Raw genomic sequence first — 17,054 nt, 5'->3', positions numbered from 1 at the left:
CTGATTGAGGTCCCCGCCTTCGCGGAGACTCGCGCTTCATTAAAGCCAACCTTTGTCGCGATACCATTTGGCCGTTTGAGCAAGGCCTTCCTCGCCGAATATTTTGGGTTTCCAAAGCCGGGCAGGCACGGCTTTCAGCGTGCGCGCGACCCAATTGGGATGGCACATATAGCCGACCCGGTCGGCGGTCAGCTTGGCCTTGTCACCGCGCAGCATCTTATCCGCGCGCGCCGCTGCGCTCAGCACGCTAGCGGGCAGGTTTGGCGCTAGAACCTTGCGACCCATCACCGCGCCTATTGCATGGGCTAGCTCTTTATGGCTCCAGCCACCCTCGCGGCCATCGTCCGGCTCAAACAGCACGCGGCTGGGCGCGACCGGCCCGGTCAGCGCGAGCAGCAGCTCGGCCAAATCCTGCACATGGATGATCGAGGTTGCCCCGCGCGGCGGCAGCGGCACAAGGCCCCATTTCGCGCTGCGGAACAGCTCAAACATATCGGTGTCGCGCGGGCCATAAACTGCTGGCGGGCGCACCGTCGTCCAATCGAGGCCGCTGGCCTCCACCAATGTCTCCGCCCGCGCCTTTGACGCGCCATAGGCGGACAGGTCAGGCTCGCGCGCAGAGAGCGAGGAGACGAACACGAACCGCTTCACGCCCGCCGCCTTTGTCGCGGCGATCATGTTCTGAGTGCCAAGCACATTGGCGACTTCGAATTCTGTGAGATCGGGCGTGTTGGTGAGCCCGGCGATATGCACCACCGCGTCGGCGCCACCGATCAGCTTGGACAGGGCCTCTACATCGCTGAGCGTCCCCTGAACCCAGGTGATGCCCTCGCGCGGAGCCTGTTCGCGCCGGGTCAGCGCGCGGACTTCATGCTCGCCCGTGGCTGTGGCAACGTCCAAAAACGCCTGACCGACGAAGCCGGTGGACCCGGTAACGGCCAGCTTCACAGCAGCACCAGATGATCGCGGTGAACCACCGCTGCACGCGGAGCATAGCCGAGCACTTTGGCCTGATGATCGTGGCGCAGGCCCGCGATCCGCCGACAACTGACCGCATCATATTCCGATAGGCCCTGAGCCAGAACGGTGCCATTCGCCGCACACACAGTGATCAAATCACCGCGTTGAAACGAGCCTTCGACCGCAGTGATGCCGACCGCGAGCACGCTGGCCCCGTCCTTGGTCAGAGCCTTTTTGCAGCCTGCATCAACCGTGATGCTGCCCTCTGGCGCCAAGCGCCCGCCGAGCCAAGTCTTGCGCGCATCGCCAACATCTTTAGCCGCGAACAAAGTGCCAATGCCCCGGCCTTGCATCTGCGTAATCGGCGCATCATGCGTGCCATTGACAATCGCGAGCGCAATTCCGGCGCGCTCGGCAATCTGCGCGGCCTGCAATTTGGCGGTCATCCCGCCGGAGCCCAGCCCAGATGAGGAGGCATCGCTGGCCATGGCGATCACTTCGGGCGTGACGCTGTCGACCCGCTCAATCAGGCGCGCGCCGTCTTCTCCCGGCGGCTTATCGTACAGCCCATCGACATCGGACAGCAGTAGCACCGCATCCGCATTCGCCGCCTGCGCGACGCGCGCGGCCAGCCGGTCGTTATCGCCAAAGCGGATTTCCTCTGTCGCCACGCTATCATTCTCGTTGACGACCGGAACCGCGCCCGCCTCCAGCAGGCGTTCGAGCGTCGCGGAGGCATTGAGATAGCGCCGTCGGTCCTCCAGATCGCCAATCGTCACCAGCATTTGCGCCGCTGTAATGTCGTGCGCTCCCAGCGCCTCTGCCCACAGCTGAGCCAGCGCGACTTGGCCGACACTCGCCGCGGCCTGCGCATCGGCCAGGCTCGCTCTGCCGCCTTTGGGCAGGCCAAGCCGGGCCGCGCCCAGCGCAATCGCGCCGGAGCTGACCAGGATCACCTGCTGTCCGTTCGCGCGCAGCCGCGCGACATCAGCGATCAGTGTCGCAAGCCATTCGCGGCGCGGCGCGCCGTCCTGCACCAGCAAGGCTGAGCCAATCTTGACCACCAAACGCGGGCAAGCGGCAGGATCAGCAAATGCGCTTAAATCGGCGACCATTCGCCTGCATCCCCATCCTCGTTTTCGGGAAGCTCTTCGACCTCTGCCGCCTTCGTCTCAGTCGAGGTGCGATCCGGCAGATAGCCCAGCACCGCATCGAGCAATGGCTCAATGCCCGCCCCGCTCGCGCCAGAAATCACAAACACCTCGTCAGCGCCCGCAGCTTTCAGCTCCTCAGTGAAGCCCTCGGCGAGCTCATCATCGGCCAGGTCGACCTTGTTGAGCACGATCAGCTGCGGTTTGTCTTCTAGCGCGGCGCCATAGGCTTCGAGTTCCTCGGCGACCACGCGCATCGCCTCTGCCGGATCATCGCCGGAAATGTCGATCAGGTGGATCAGCACGCGGCAGCGCTCAATATGCCCCAGGAACCGGTCACCGATCCCTGCGCCTTCGGCTGCGCCTGCTATCAGCCCGGGAATATCCGCGATCACAAATTCGCGGGCCTTGTGGCGTACCACGCCCAGCTTAGGCACCAGGGTTGTGAAGGCGTAATGCCCTACCTTCGCCTGAGCGTTGGAGACAGCATTGATAAAGGTCGATTTGCCCGCATTGGGCAGGCCAACCAGGCCCACGTCGGCGAGCAATTTGAGCCGCAACCACACCCATGCCTCTTCACCCGGTTCACCCGGTTGATGCTGGCGCGGCGCACGATTGGTTGAGCTCTTATAGGACGCATTGCCGCGTCCGCCCTGCCCGCCTTCCATAAAGATGATCCGCTGACCGACTTCGGTGAAATCGGCGAGCACCTCTTCCTTATCCTCGGACAGCACCTGCGTGCCAACCGGGACTTTCACGACCAAGTCTTTTGCACCAGCCCCCGTGCGGTCGCGGCCCATGCCGTGTCCGCCGCGCGGAGCCTTGAAGTGCTGCGAATAGCGAAAGTCGATCAGCGTGTTGAGGCCGCCTACAGCCTCAAAGATGATATCGCCGCCTTTGCCGCCTTTGCCGCCGTCCGGGCCGCCATATTGGATGTACTTTTCGCGCCGAAAGCTCACCGCTCCCGGCCCGCCGCCGCCCGACTTTAGGTATATCTTGGCTTGATCAAGGAAATGCATAGAGCGCTCCTATGCATTTCCTCATCAGAAAGCGAGAGTTTAGAACCTCGCTTCTACTCCGATCAAAGCCGAACGGCCAGGCGAGACGAAACTGAACACCTGCTCATAACGGTCACCCAGCAGGTTCTCGATCCGGCCAAAGGCGCGGATATTCTCCGACAGCTTCACCTCGCCCGCCAGATTGACGAGCGTGTAATCATCCAGCCGCACGCGGACCGGCACGAAGCTGGGATCGGTGAAGGCCAGATCATCGGTGCTGCCATTGTGGCGCACGATCAGCGTGGCAGAGGCGGCGTCATCGGGCGCGGTCCATGTCAGCGCGGCGGAGGCGATATTACCTGGCTTAGCGCACTTCCTCCACCCCGTCTTCCTCAGAATCGAGGTAGGTGTACGCGGCGTCGAGCGAAAACTGCGGCCCCAAGCGCGCTCGCGCAGACAGCTCAATCCCGCGCCGTTCGCTGTCGGTCTCGCGGTTGCCCGGCGTCGCGGTGAAGCTCGGCGGTGGGAACGCGGTGAAGATCTCGTTCTCCAGCTCGCTCTCAAAATAGGTTGCCGATAGGCGGACAGCGCCGTCTGCGATATCCTGGTCCACGCCCACTTCCCAGCCGATGGATTTTTCCGGTTCAAGATCGGGATTTCCGATGAACTGGCCATCGACAAATCCGAACAGCTCAAAAAAGCCCGGGTTCTTGATGCCTGATCCAGCGGCGGCGCGAATGCGCGTGCCCTGTAAGAAGTCATAGCCGGCGCCGATGCGGAAGGTGGTCGCATCGGCGAACCGGTCATTGATATCGTGGCGCAGCGCGGCGTTGAGCTCAAATTGCAGGACTGACAGGCGATATTCGCCGACAAGGCCGGTGTTTTCGGTGTCGCGCTCTCCAGTGAAGGCAAAGCCGGATGGATCGGTGTTGCGGAAGCTCTCGCGTTCCCAATCCGCCGCAAATGTGACCTGATGCAGGACCGGGCCGCCGCCGAATTGAATGCCCGAGACATAGGAAGCCTTTAGCCGTTCGCCTTCACTGCCTGAGGAGCGGCCAAACGCGCCAAAGGTGTCGCGGCTGACATCGGCAATCTGGCCAGACAGGTCGTGGGTCCACTCGCCATCGAGCAATTCAAGCCGCGCGCCGACCAGCGCGTAAAACGCCTCGGTTTCAAAGCGGGTTTCCGGAGAATCGACGATCAAGCCAAAGTTGGGGCTAGTCGTATCGAACTCAGAATTGTTGAACTGCCCCTCGGTCTGGACGTAGCGGGCCACCGCGCGCAGCTCAAAATTCTCGCTCAGATCGACCGCACCTTTGCCCGACACCGTGTAGCTGTCGCGGCCAATGTCGCGAATGCCGCCGCGCGCATTGGGCTGGCCATCGGTGCTGACCAAATTGGCGCTGAGCGCGGCGTTCCAATTGCTGCCTGAGGCGCCATAGCGCGCCGCTGCGTTGATCGTATCCTGCGTGCCGCCCTCTACCCGCGCTGCAAAGCCTTCCAAATCGCTCCCGCTGGCGGTGTTATAAGCGACCACGCCGCCGACCGCGTCAGAGCCATACAGCGCCGATTGTGCGCCGCGCAGAACCTCTAAGTTCGAGCCAATTTCCGCCTGCAAAGTGCTGATGTCGAATTCGCCAGCAAAGGGATCGGAGACCTCGATGCCATCGACCAGCACGAGGACATGATTGGCCTCGGAGCCGCGCAGGCGGATTTGTGTTTGACCGGCCGTTTCGCTGACGGCCACACCCGGTACATCGCGCAGCACTTCGGCAATATCGCGGACCTGACGCACCGCGATATCCTCGCGCGTTACGACCTTTGCAGAGCCGGTGTATTTGGTCACATCAGAGTCCCGCGACCTGCTGGCGCTGACCAGAATGTTGGGTACAGTGGCCGAGAGATAGAGGGATTCAGGATCCGCTCCATCATCGTCGGCGGACTGTGCGCCGGGCTGACTCGCCGGGCGCTCATCCTGCGCAGCCGCTTGGCCGCTCCAACTTAGCGCAAACACAGCAGCGGCGCTGCTCAACAATAGATTTCTCAAGAGTATTCCTTCCGTCCAAAGCGACGGACCGCGCGGCGTCAAATCCCCGCGCAGCCCCGTTAATCGTCGCTCGAGACGAAAATTCTTTCGCGCCGGATCAATCCCTGAACCAGGCAACAAGCGACACGCGCTGGTCGGTCTCCTGGCTCACGGGTCGTCGCTTTTGCCTCTCACCTTCCCAGGCGGCCATTCACGGCCTTCCCAGTGGCTGCGCGCTCCTATCCGAGCCCGCGCGAGGTCAATCACTCACCGCTTACAGTTGCAGGGACAGCCGCGGCTTTGGGACCAAAGGCCCCGCACCGCATTCCCGTTACCAATGCGTGAAATTGCGATTAGTCAGCTTTTGTAGAGGGCGCAAGCGCGTTGAACTTTCAGAGATCCGCGCCGCCCACGCCCTCCACCCTTCCACCCGGATGGTATCCCGGTAGACTCCGGGTGGGAAGGTGGAGGGCGTGAGTGGCTATGGCACGCAAAGACAATGCCTGCGACGGCGAGGAGTGAGGAGCGCTAGCTCTGCGCTATGTGCCCGGGTTAGCAGCCGCGGGGTCCGCATCAGGGATCGGCTGCGTCACTGGCTGAGAGACTGTGCCCTCGTCCACCGGCACAATCGGCACCTGCGCATTGCCGCTGGTTCCCGGGTCAGCCACGAAGCCAGAGGGCGGCGGGGTCGATCCGAAATTGCCAGATTGGCGCGCGGCCTGAACCGCGACCCAGCCCGGCTGAGACGCGCCGTAACGCTCGCCATAGCGGGCATCCCAAGCGGCCGAATCCCGCTGGTACTGCTCATAGTCGGCGAAGAAGTTGTGAAACGGTGCTTCTTTCAGCTCAAAATTCGCCATCGCAAAGGCGATCGGATCTTCATCCGGTGCGGCCAGATAGCGGTTCGAAATATCCAGCGCATTGTTGCAGAAGTTCGAGCGTGCAGGCGGCAGAGCAAAGAAGTTGTAGACGCTGGTCATCTTGCTTTCACGCGCCATAATCGCGCTGCGCCGAGAGCTCAGCTGGCTGCGATAAACCCGGTCAATCCGGTCGTTCACCCGCTTTAGCGCTCGCGAGTGCTTGGAGATGTAAGAGCTGTACGCGTCGAGTACCGGCGCATGGCGCGCGGCGGTGCAATTGAGCGCGGCCACATTCCAAGCAGAGCGGAAGTGCCAGACCTTCTCATCATCGCTAATCCCGCGATTGATGGTGATGCGTTGGCCGTCCGCGCCGGTCGCCGGAATATCCATCACATAGGATGCGCCGCCGGGCGGCAATGGCCGCGATGGGATCGCCTCAACCACAGGCGGTGGGGGCGGTGGTGGCGGAGGCGGAGGCGGCGGGGTTGTGGCGCAAGCGCCAAGCGCAGCAGCACCAGCGGCGACGGTCAAAATGCGCAGCCCCATGTTGGAGCGATCGGAACTGGATGCGACCTCAGGGGTCGATTGCTGTACCGGCGTCTGGGCCAGTTGTGCTGCGCTCATTAGGATGTGCCTCTCTCAAAATCGTAACCCGCCCCGGGCAATGCGCCCTCTGCATGCGCTAGATTGCCTTGCCCCAAGCTGAAGCACAATGCGTTACTGCGCTTACACGCCAAAGCAAATGCCCGGAGCGCATTACACGCCCCGGGCATCAACAGTTTGCAATCATTTATCGGTTGGCGCGGCACAGTTTGCGTCAAACCGCGCTGACCGAGCGTTCAGATCAGTCGCGGTTACCAAGGAACTGCAACAGGAACATGAACATGTTCACGAAGTCGAGGTACAGATTGGTCGCGCCCATGATCACGGCTTTGCCGATGAAGGACGTGCCGCGGATCTGCTGATACTGGTTTTTCAGCATCTGCGTATCGTAAGCGGTCAGGCCAGCGAAGATCAGCACGCCGAGGCCGCTGATGACGAATGCCATCGTTTCAGAGCCCAAGAAGATGTTGATCACCATGGCAATGATCAGGCCGATTACGCCCATGATCAGGAAGCTGCCCCAGCCAGAAATGTCTTTCTTCGTGGTGTAGCCCCACAGCGACAGGCCAGCAAAGGCCGCTGCCGTGGCGAAGAACGTTACCGCGATGGACTCGCCGGTGTAGACGAGGAAGATCGTCGACATCGAAATGCCCATGACGGTCGCGAACGACCAGAACACGATTTGCAGTGTCGACTGGCTCATCTTGTGCAGGCCAAAGCTCATCGCAAGAACGAAGGCCAGAGGCGCAAGTTTAACCGCCCAGAACAGCAGGCCGCCATTTACGGCGAGCCAATAGGCTGGCGATTCAACACCGCCCCAGGAAAACAGAATTGCGACAATACCTGTCAGCAATACGCCGGAGCTCATGTAATTGTAGATCGAGAGCATATGCTTGCGCAGGCCCTCATCATACGTCTCACCGGCAAGATTCCGCTGCGGCACGGGGCACAGAAGAGCCAAAGGCCTGCTGTGATTGCTGAGTGTCTTTCCAATCAGACATGGTCATCCCTACAGTTAGAAGCGGGCGCGGACATACGCGCCTTCACTACGCAATATCGTGATTTTTGCCGCGTATTTCAAGCAAAACCGGTGGACGATGCTTACGTTACGTTAAGGCTGCTATCCCGCTGATTTACCGGAACTTTGCGCCAAATCATCGCCTTTTTGCGCAGTCGCAGCCAGAGTCGCCCGCAAAAGTGCGCGCAATGCGGCCCCATCATCGAGCACATTTAAGCCCTCGCGCGTCATCCCGCCGGGGCTAGCCACTTGGTCGGCCAGCTCGCCCGGAGAGCTGTTCGCATTGCCCGCCAACGTGGTGGCTCCCTCCACCATGGTCAGCGCCAATCGGTCAGCCGATGCCCGGTCCAGACCGAGGTCCGTCGCTGCGCCAGCAAGCGCATCGATGAAGCGGTAGACAAAGCCTGGGCCCGAGCCTGCCAGAGCGGTCATCAGGTTGAACTGCGCCTCATCATCTAGCCAGACGGCACTGCCCAAATGATCATAAAGCGCAAAAACACCGTCGCATTCCGCTGCATCAAGTCCGCTTTGCGCCAAAATGACGGGCGATTTGCCAATGCGTGCGGCGAGATTGGGCATCACGCGCACATGCGCGCGGGCATTCGGGAAAGCCTCGGCCAGCCCCGCAAGAGTGATCCCTGCCAGCAAGGAATGCACCGCCACTTTCGGTCCAGCGGCGGGCTGAAGCAGCGGTCGCAAATCCGCAAGCTGCTGAGGCTTTACGCCGAGCAGGATCGCATCATGAACGGAGTTTTGCGGAATCTCGCGGTGCAGCTCCACCCCATCTGGTGCGCGCTCCATCGAGCGGTCGACCACCACGAAGCGGCTTGGCTCCACCCCAGCGGCCAGCCACCCGGCCAGCATAGCGCCCGCCATATTGCCGCAGCCAAATATCAGAACCTTGGACATAACCGCCCCTAAAATTCGCGCCTAATCAGCGAGAGAGTTACGCCTCCCCAGCAGCATCGACAAGCGCGCTGTCGAGCGCGGCGCGCGGGGCCTTGTCACCCCACAGTACGAATTGGAACGCGGGATAAAACCGGTCGCATTCATCAATCGCCGTTTCGACCAAGGATTGCGCTTGGGTCAGGCTGAGCATCCCATCATCGCCCAGCATCGCGCCGTGGCGGTACAGCAGCACATCGCCATTGGACCAAATGTCGAAATGGCCGAGCCACATCTGCTCATTGACCAGGCACAGCAATTCATAGGCCGCCGGGCGCTTCTCTGCGCTGACGCGAATATCGGGCAGCGCGATGAATTGCAGGACATTGTCCTCCGCCCGCCAGATCGCGCGCAGCTGATATTTGGTCCAGCTGCCCTGCACTTCGCCGGTCAGCTCGTCATTCGATACGATTTCGCACGGCCAGCCGCGCGCCTCGAACAAGGCCGCCAGCATATCGACCGGCGCGGCGTCTTCCGAAGCGCTAAACTCGTTCTCGCGCGGTCTCATGATTTGGCTATCTTTGTCATCAGCCACGACAGATGCATCGGCAAAGGGTCGCTTGGCAATGTGAAGGCGTCCGTGCGGCTGGGGAGAACCCTATTGCGCTGTTCAAAGCCTGTGCACAGAAAGCTGTTCGTAACCCAAAAACTTATTTAAGTTCTTGAATTTCCTGACCTTCTGGACTGGTGTAGGTGAAGCTGTCCAGACCTTGGGCGCGCAGCGCGGTGACCAGCTGGCGCGCTTCCTGCGCGGTGCCGAGCGGTCCGGCGAGCAGGCGATTGGCCTCGCCCCAGCGCACGACATGCGGGTTAAGACCGCTCAATTCATCCGGCGCCGTGCGGGTGAAACGCCGCCAATCGAACCGCAAGGCGGAGCGATCCTTACCCGTTGCAACCTGCACCCATTGGCGGCGCGGATGCTCTGGCTCTGCCGGTTCTGCTTCGATTTCGCTTTCACGCGGGATCTCAATCGCGGCCAGATCAACCGCGCCTTCCCCGGCTCTGGTAACGCGCGGCACGTCGGAACCGAACTCCGCAAAGGCATCGGCCACGCTTGAGCGCGGTGCTGGTGCCGTCTCGCGGGTGTTGACCCGCGCGAGATCAAATCCGGGTCGCGGCGGTTCTCTTCCAGCCGGGGCAGTCGCCGCAGTGTCGGCTGCGCGGGCCACCCGAACTGTTTCGGTCGCTGCCGGAGTGGTTTGTGTCTGCGTTTCAGGAGCTGCAGCGATCGCAGCAGCAGGCGGTGTGGAAGAAGAAGGCTCGATTTGCTCAACGCCAGGGGTAAAGCTCTGCTCGGCGGCATCGCCCGCATCGGCGACCCGGCCCAACGGCTCTCCAGCCGGAGCCAGACGGGTGTCCGCTGCGCTCGCAATGGCTCTGCCCTGCGCGGCATATTCGGCAATGCGCGGATCGTCGCGGCCTACTTGCGCAGCAGCGGGGAAGATGCCGAGATTGGCGGCGGCGGCCTGCTGAGCCTTGGTCAGGCGCGGCATGAAGGCGAGATAGGGCGTCATGCGCGCGGCCAAATCGCGCGGCATCACCGCATCGACAATCGCCGCTGCCTCGTCTTGTTCGCCCAATATCGCGAGGCCAAACGCTTGCGTGCGGAACGCGGCGAAATCGCGCGCTTCCAATTGCGGTCTCAGGATCTCTTCAAAGGCTTGCTTGTCCCCGGCAATCGCCTGGCTGAGCGCGAGGCGGCGCACCACTTCGCTGTCTTCATTGAGCGCCAGAGCATCGCGGTAGCTCGCCTGTGCAGCTTGATTGTTTCCAACCAGATCGAATGCCAGACCGCGGTCACCCATCACGTCCCGGGAGGAAGCGCCAGCGGCCTCTGCCTCATTGAACAACCGTAGCGCTTCAATCGGCCGGTCCGAGCGAAGGAAAACCGCTGCCATGCCCATTTTAACCCGCGAGTCGGTTGGCGAGATATCTTGAGCGCGGCCGAAGAAACCGATTGCGGCGTCCATATCGCCCAGCAGCATCGCGGCATTGCCTGCCTCGATCAGAGTGCTGAGATCGCGCGGGCTGCGCGCCAAACGCTTTAGGGCGCGGTTGAGGCGCTGAACCTGAGCCGATGGCAAAGGCTGCACCACTTCGCGAGAAGTCGCCCCACTGTCCTGCGCATGAGCAGGCACGGCGGCCATGCTCAGGCCAAGGCCAGAACTGGCGGCCAGCAGCGCGAGCGGCAACCGCGAGGCAATGCCAGACAGAAAAAGCGAACGGGGGGATAGCAGAATCATAGTCTCTACACCTTGGCCATTTTGGCTAGCGAAAGCGAACTGAAAGCGAGGTGAACACCGCACCTTGGCGAATAACGCACGGCTCGCCTGTGTGTGCCAAGAAATAGACCCGCGCGGCACCTCAAACGCAAATCGGGCGAGCGCATCGCTGCACCCGCCCGATTTATCTCACGTGTCTTGCACGGTGTTACTGGTTGTTTTGGCGTCCGAGGAAGCGCGGAATGCTGAGCGCTGGTGCGTCTTCGCCGCTCTTATCCTCTTCCTCTTCTTCCTCCGCGTCGTCCGATCCGGAGCTGCGCGAAAGGTTGGCCATGCGTTCGAACAGAGTGCTGCCGCCGCCAGATGCCGCGCCTGCTGCTCCGCCGCCGCCATCGCCGTGGCCGGAGCCAAGGATGCCAGAGCGGCGTGATGGCACGCCTGATTCAACCGGATTGTCTTCTTCGGCAAGACGGTCTGCGCTGGCGAGCAAATCATCGCCGCCATCCGCATCGTCTTCTGGTGCTTCTGCGGTCAGGTCGAACGCGGCTTCACCGTCATCACTTACGCCGTCAACTTCCGCGCCAAAGCCAGCCTCTGCAGCCGAACCAAACGCGTCATCATCTGCTGGTTCCGGCATGCTGCCTTCGCCCAAGTCGGCTTCTGCATCGCGCAGACCGGCCAGCGGATCGACAATGCCATCGACATCGTCATCGTCGAGCTCGCCCAGATCATCGCCGGCTTGCATGCCGGAAAGATCAAACGGCTCAACCGAAATTGGCTCTTCCTCTTCCTCGATCTCGTCCACTTCAGGTTCGGACAGGATCATCGGCTCTGGCTCTGACAAGGTCAGCGGCTCAGCTTCCGCCGCCGCTGCGATGTCCTCTTCACCGGGCAATGGCAGAACCGGACGCTTCGGCGCGCGCGCACTGGAGAGCGCAACAGGCGCGCTGTCCCGCGTCGTGCCAATCGCGCCTTGCTCTATACCGGTTGCGACCACGCTGACGCGGATCTTGCCGTCGAGATCGGGGTTGAACGCGCTGCCCCAGATGATGTTCGCATCATCGTCCACCAGCTCGCGAATGTGGTTTGCCGCCTCGTCCACTTCGAGCAGCTTCATGTCTTCGCCGCCGATGATCGAGATGATCACGCCCTTGGCGCCTTGCATGCTGACACCATCGAGCAGCGGGTTGGCAATCGCCTGTTCCGCTGCATCAAGCGCGCGGTTTTCACCTTCGCCCTCGCCTGTGCCCATCATCGCCTTGCCCATTTCGCTCATCACAGAGCGCACATCGGCAAAGTCGAGGTTGATGAGGCCCGGCATCACCATCAGATCGGTGATGGAGCGAACGCCCTGCTGCAGCACTTCATCGGCCAGCTGGAACGCTTCTTTGAATGTGGTTTCTGCCTGGGCGACCAGGAACAGGTTCTGGTTCGGGATGACGATCAGAGTGTCGACATGCTCTTGCAGCTCGTCGATCCCAGCCTCTGCCGCGCGCATCCGCCGCGTGCCTTCGAACAGGAATGGCTTGGTCACCACACCAACCGTCAGCACACCTTTGCGGCGAGCCGCCTCGGCGATCACTGGGGCCGCGCCAGTCCCGGTGCCGCCGCCCATGCCCGCGGCGATGAAGACCATGTTCACGCCTTCCAGCGCGGTTTCGATTTCAGAGACGGTTTCTTCCGCCGCCGCTTTGCCGACTTCTGGCCGGGCACCTGCACCCAAACCGCCGGTGATATCCGGACCCAGCTGAATGCGGGTCGCCGCCGGGCTGCTGCTCAGCGCCTGAGCGTCCGTGTTGGCAACAATGAATTCAACACCTTCGATGTCGGATTCAATCATGTTCGCAATTGCATTGCCGCCAGCGCCGCCAATACCCACCACGGTAATGCGGGGCCGCATGTCATCGCTCGCTGCTGGTCCGATATTAATGCTCATCAATTGTCCCTTTCAGGCGAGAGACGACCCATCCTTGTCCCGCCATACGTAATAATTCTCAATACTTGTGCCACATTCGCGTCTTCGCGGTTATAGCGCACTAACCCTTATCCACAGAGCCTCAATTGTCCTTCGGCCTCTTACCAAGGCTCTTTAGAAGTATTCCTTAAGCGCGCGGAATAATCGCGCCGCCATTTGTGTCCCTACCACACCGCCGCCGTATTTGGCGGTCTGCTGATATTGTGCGCCAATTGCGCGGATATCGACCGGATCATCTGCGGCATAGAGGCATAGTCCCGCCAATGTCGCAAAGCCCGGCGTTGAATGCGCCTCTGGCAGCCCGGTTAATGTTGGCGCGCGGCCAATGCGCACGGGCATCCCTAGCGCACCTTGCGCAAATTCGGCGAGCCCGGCAAGCTCAGCTCCGCCGCCGGTGAGCACCACTTGCCCTGCCCGCGAGCCGGAAAAGCCCATCGCCTTCAGCGCCCGGCCCACTTCATCGGTGAGCTGGGAGAGATTTTGCGTCACCACCGAGACCAATTCTGCCCTCGCAATGCGGTTTTTATCATCCGCGCCGCGCGCCAATGGCCCGGTGACCTCATCGCCCGGCCCGTTGACCGGGATCATCTCGCGGTGATCGCTTGGCGAGGCGATAGCAGATCCTGAGACACATTTCAGCCGTTCTGCCTGAAACCGCCGAATGCCAAAGGCGCTGGCGATCGCATCGGTGATATCGCCCGAGCCATAAGGCAGCGCGCGCAGGCCCAGCAGCATGCCGCCAGCATGAACGGAAACATTGGTCACATCATTGCCGATTTCGACCAATGCAACACCCAGTTCGCGCTCTTCCTGCGAGAGCACAGCATAGCTGGTGGCGAGCGGCGCAGCGACGACGCCCTCAACCTCCAAATGCGCGCTTTGCACGACTTCGGTGAGGTTGCGCACCGGCGCGCCATCGGCCAGCATCACATGCACATCAACGCCCAGCCGCTCTGCATGGAGGCCGCGCGGATTGGCGACGCCATGCGCTCCGTCGAGCGTGTAATGCGCTGGCTGAGCGTGCAGGACCATCCGCCCATCGGGCTGGATCGTGTCACGCGCCGCGATCAGCAGGTGTTCAACATCTTCTTCTTCGATCCGGCGACCGCCGATCTCAATCTCGACCTTGGAGACATTGCTGGCCAGACCAGCGCCCGCGCAGGCCACCCACACGCTTTGCACGCTGGCACCGGCGTTTTTCTCCGCCCGCTCCACCGCGTCGCGGATGGCATAGGTCGCCGCTCTCATATCGATCACATAACCGCGCTTGATCCCTTGGCTGGCGCGGTGGCCAGAGCCCAGCACAATGAGGTCGCCGTTCTCCGTCTCGCCCATGATCATGGCCGAGATGCGGAACGAGCCGATGTTGACCGCGCCAAAAATCTTGGAAAGGCGCGCTTTACCGGCGGAGCTGTGACCCTTGGAACTTGCCATTACGGTGTGCCCCCGGTGCCCGATGCATTGGCGAGCAATTGTTCAGAGCGGCCCGGCACGCGCATGTAGATGCGCGGCGGCGCGCGCATATCAAAGGTCGCGACTTTTCCGCCGATCAAGCGGTTTTGCCCGTCCATCCGCGCGAACTTAACCAGCGCCGTTGCTGCCTCGTCATCGCCCTCAGGCAAAGCGAGGATTTGCTCGGTTTTAAACGACAGGTTCCAGCGGCGATTGCCGACCCATTCTGCCGCCTCAATCTGAGGTTTCAGCGCAGGCGCAGTGGCCAGCAAACGGTCGAGATCGGCCACTTGGCGGCTCGCGCCCGGACCGGAAATCATCAGCATCTCTTTGGCCTTATCGCGCGCGACTGGCTCCAGCTCGGTGCCCTCTGCATCGATCAGCACCAAACGGTCAGGCTTCTCCAGAACCGCATGCGGCGTGCGCTCAACAATATCGATCGCCAAAGTGTCCGGCAGCTGAGCGGAAACCCGCGCGTCTTTGACCCACGGCAATTCCAACAATTCTTCGCGCAAAGCCTCCAGCTCAACCTGCGGCATGGGCCGATCACGCTGAGCCAGCGCGCGACTGTAAACGTGCTGCTCGTCCATACGGTTGGTGCCGGTCACGCGCACACGGCGGACCTCAAACCCAGCGTCAGAGGCGAGATACGCCACCTGCGCCTGAGCCATCGCCGGAACGCCTGCAAGGCTGGCGATAAACCACGCCAGCGCCACTGCGCCGCCGATGATGATGGAGAGAAAGATGCGCTGCAATTGCTCGTCAGTGAACGGCAGCAAGCCAATCACGCTATCGAGCACGCCGCTGGTCCGCGCCCGCGCTTGGCGAGCGGTTTTCGCCCGGCTCGATGCTTTGACTGCGCGCCTTACACCTTTTCCGCCGCGTTTAATCTGCGCCATCAGTGCCTCCTGTTTGCTTGGCAGGCGCAGCAGAACCGGCCAGCGCCGCCCCATGTATCCTGAGCGCCTCGTGCACGATCATTTCTGCAAGATCGGCATATTCAATTCCGGCATGTTTCGCCTGCTCTGGCACGAGGCTTAGCGGCGTCATGCCCGGTTGAGTGTTGGTCTCCAGCACAAACAGACCCGCCTCGCCTGCCTCGTCATCCCAGCGGTAATCTGTGCGGCTCGCGCCGTGACAGCCCAGCAATTGGTGCGCGCGGATCGCATAGCTTTCGCACAGCGCTGCAATGTCCGCCGGGATATTCGCCGGGCAGACATGCTGCGTGCAGCCATCGGTGTATTTGTGCTCGTAATCGTAAAAGCCGCTTTCGATGATCAGCTCTGTCACGCCCAGCGCGCGCGGCCCATCTGGCCCGTCTATCACTGCGGTGGTAAGCTCGCGGCCCTTGATAAAGGGTTCGGCGAGCAGCTCTTTAAATTCCTGCCACGGTCCCTCGGCACCGTGGGCAATTGGATTGCCGACATTGCTGTCTTCAGTGATGATCGCAACGCCCACGGAAGAGCCTTCATTCACGGGCTTCAGCACATACGGACGCGGCAGCGGGTCGCGCTTATGCAGGTCTTCGGAGGCGACGATATGCCCGCCCGGCATCGGAATACCATGCGGGACAAGCGCCTGCTTGGTCAGCTGTTTATCAATTGCGATCACAGAGGTTGCAACGCCGGAATGGGTATAGGGTATGCCCATCAGGTCGAGCATGCCCTGCACCGTTCCGTCTTCACCGGGCACGCCGTGCAGCGCGTTGAACACCACATCTGGCGCCGCCTCAGCGATCCGCGCAGCAACATCGCGGCCCATATCAATCCGGGTGACGCGGTGCCCCTTGCTCTCCAGCGCATCGGCAATGCCATTGCCGGTCATCAAAGAGACCTCGCGTTCTGCGGCCCAGCCGCCCATCAGGACGGCGATATGAAGGGGTGCGGAAGTGGTCACGGCCTGCCCACCCGTTTGATTTCCCACTCCAGCTGAATGCCGGAATGGGCATAGACTTTCTCGCGCACCATCTCGCCCAGGCCTTCGATTTCAGTGCTGGTCGCATTGCCGGTGTTGATCAGGAAATTGCAGTGCTTCTCGCTCACCTGTGCGCCGCCGTTCCTCAGGCCGCGGCAACCCGCCTCATCGATCAGTTTCCAACTGCTGTGGCCGGGCGGGTTTTTGAACGTCGATCCGCCGGTCATGCTGCCGATTGGCTGCGAGTCTTTGCGCTCGCTGGAGATGCGGTTCATCTCCGCCTTGATCGTATCCGGATCGCCCGGAAAGCCTTCAAACCGCGCGGCAACGACTACCGCGCCATCAGGCAATGCGGAATGGCGATAGCTGTATTGCAGCTCTTTGTTCGTCAGCGTCACGAACTGTCCATCCGGCAGGATAACATCGCAATCGACCAAGACATCGCAGGTTTCGCGGCCATAGCATCCACCGTTCATGCGGGTGACACCGCCGACCGATCCGGGAATGCCGGTGAAGAATGACAGCCCGTCGATCCCCGCTTTCGCCGCGCGCCTCGACACAATGCTGACCGGCGTAGCGGACCCAGCGGTCAGCGTTGTTTCGCCGGTGATCTCAACTTCAGAGAATTCCTTGCCCAGCTTGATAACTACGCCGGGCACGCCGCCATCGCGGATTATCATGTTGGAGCCGACGCCCAGCGCCATGACGGGGATTTCCCCGTCCAGCTGCTCGCAAAAGCTCTTCAGATCGTCGAGATCCTCAGGCTCAAACAGCCAATCGGCATTGCCGCCGCTTTTGAACCAGACGAATTTTGCCAGCGGCGCGTTCTGGGTCAGGCGGCCGCGAATGTTCTCGGTCGGCACGGGCGCGTCCGCACCCCCTCAATCGCGCAGGTCGGAGCCATACCGCTGTCTCGGTCATTCCAGTCGT

Annotated in this window: 15 protein-coding genes and 1 riboswitch; all 15 genes read right to left on the bottom strand. The window is 61.7% G+C overall.

Annotated elements, in window-relative coordinates:
- Positions 1-39 precede the first annotated feature (39 nt).
- Complete coding sequence (locus tag AC0V6U_RS01700) at positions 40-948, bottom strand: NAD-dependent epimerase/dehydratase family protein (RefSeq protein ID WP_472644503.1); 909 nt, start codon at positions 946-948, stop codon at positions 40-42.
- Entirely contained in the window at positions 945-2,075 is a 1,131-nt protein-coding gene (gene proB, locus AC0V6U_RS01695; RefSeq protein WP_472644502.1) for a glutamate 5-kinase, read from the bottom strand. The genes AC0V6U_RS01700 and proB overlap by 4 nt, the downstream gene beginning before the upstream one ends.
- The gene (gene cgtA / locus AC0V6U_RS01690) at positions 2,060-3,130 is read right to left on the bottom strand and encodes an Obg family GTPase CgtA (protein WP_472644501.1); all 1,071 of its coding nucleotides are present in this window, start codon (positions 3,128-3,130) and stop codon (positions 2,060-2,062) included. The genes proB and cgtA overlap by 16 nt, the downstream gene beginning before the upstream one ends.
- 39 nt (positions 3,131-3,169) lie before the next feature.
- Positions 3,170-3,403, bottom strand: coding sequence for a hypothetical protein (locus AC0V6U_RS01685; protein ID WP_472644500.1), 234 nt, complete (start codon positions 3,401-3,403; stop codon positions 3,170-3,172).
- Between the two features lie 70 nt (positions 3,404-3,473).
- Positions 3,474-5,141 (bottom strand): TonB-dependent receptor plug domain-containing protein, encoded by a 1,668-nt coding sequence (locus AC0V6U_RS01680; protein ID WP_472644499.1) that lies wholly within the window; start codon positions 5,139-5,141, stop codon positions 3,474-3,476.
- Positions 5,142-5,271: 130 nt separating this feature from the next.
- A riboswitch (cobalamin riboswitch) is annotated at positions 5,272-5,489 on the bottom strand.
- A 185-nt stretch (positions 5,490-5,674) separates the two neighbouring features.
- Entirely contained in the window at positions 5,675-6,619 is a 945-nt protein-coding gene (locus AC0V6U_RS01675; RefSeq protein ID WP_472644498.1) for a hypothetical protein, read from the bottom strand.
- Positions 6,620-6,839: 220 nt separating this feature from the next.
- The gene (locus tag AC0V6U_RS01670) at positions 6,840-7,541 is read right to left on the bottom strand and encodes a Bax inhibitor-1/YccA family protein (protein WP_472644497.1); all 702 of its coding nucleotides are present in this window, start codon (positions 7,539-7,541) and stop codon (positions 6,840-6,842) included.
- A 177-nt stretch (positions 7,542-7,718) separates the two neighbouring features.
- On the bottom strand, positions 7,719-8,525 hold the full coding sequence (locus tag AC0V6U_RS01665; protein ID WP_472644496.1) for a pyrroline-5-carboxylate reductase family protein: 807 nt from the start codon (positions 8,523-8,525) through the stop codon (positions 7,719-7,721).
- 37 nt (positions 8,526-8,562) lie between these two features.
- Positions 8,563-9,069 carry a type III secretion system chaperone family protein gene (locus tag AC0V6U_RS01660; RefSeq protein ID WP_472640802.1) on the bottom strand — a complete coding sequence of 169 codons (507 nt, stop codon included), beginning with the start codon at positions 9,067-9,069 and terminating at the stop codon, positions 8,563-8,565.
- 142 nt (positions 9,070-9,211) lie between these two features.
- Positions 9,212-10,804, bottom strand: coding sequence for a tetratricopeptide repeat protein (locus AC0V6U_RS01655; protein ID WP_472644494.1), 1,593 nt, complete (start codon positions 10,802-10,804; stop codon positions 9,212-9,214).
- 187 nt (positions 10,805-10,991) lie between these two features.
- Complete coding sequence (ftsZ, locus tag AC0V6U_RS01650; RefSeq protein WP_472644493.1) at positions 10,992-12,719, bottom strand: cell division protein FtsZ; 1,728 nt, start codon at positions 12,717-12,719, stop codon at positions 10,992-10,994.
- Between the two features lie 153 nt (positions 12,720-12,872).
- Positions 12,873-14,192: a cell division protein FtsA gene (ftsA, locus tag AC0V6U_RS01645; protein WP_472644492.1), complete on the bottom strand. Its 1,320-nt coding sequence runs from the start codon at positions 14,190-14,192 to the stop codon at positions 12,873-12,875.
- Positions 14,192-15,109, bottom strand: coding sequence for a cell division protein FtsQ/DivIB (locus tag AC0V6U_RS01640; protein ID WP_472644491.1), 918 nt, complete (start codon positions 15,107-15,109; stop codon positions 14,192-14,194). Before AC0V6U_RS01640 ends, ftsA begins: the two co-directional genes overlap by 1 nt.
- Positions 15,096-16,106 (bottom strand): D-alanine--D-alanine ligase, encoded by a 1,011-nt coding sequence (locus AC0V6U_RS01635; protein ID WP_486169350.1) that lies wholly within the window; start codon positions 16,104-16,106, stop codon positions 15,096-15,098. Before AC0V6U_RS01635 ends, AC0V6U_RS01640 begins: the two co-directional genes overlap by 14 nt.
- On the bottom strand, positions 16,103-16,987 hold the full coding sequence (gene murB, locus AC0V6U_RS01630; protein ID WP_472644490.1) for a UDP-N-acetylmuramate dehydrogenase: 885 nt from the start codon (positions 16,985-16,987) through the stop codon (positions 16,103-16,105). The genes AC0V6U_RS01635 and murB overlap by 4 nt, the downstream gene beginning before the upstream one ends.
- Positions 16,988-17,054 lie beyond the last annotated feature (67 nt).

The organism is Erythrobacter sp. W36 (genome assembly GCF_057364935.1).
This window is presented reverse-complemented; position numbering and strand designations above follow the sequence as displayed.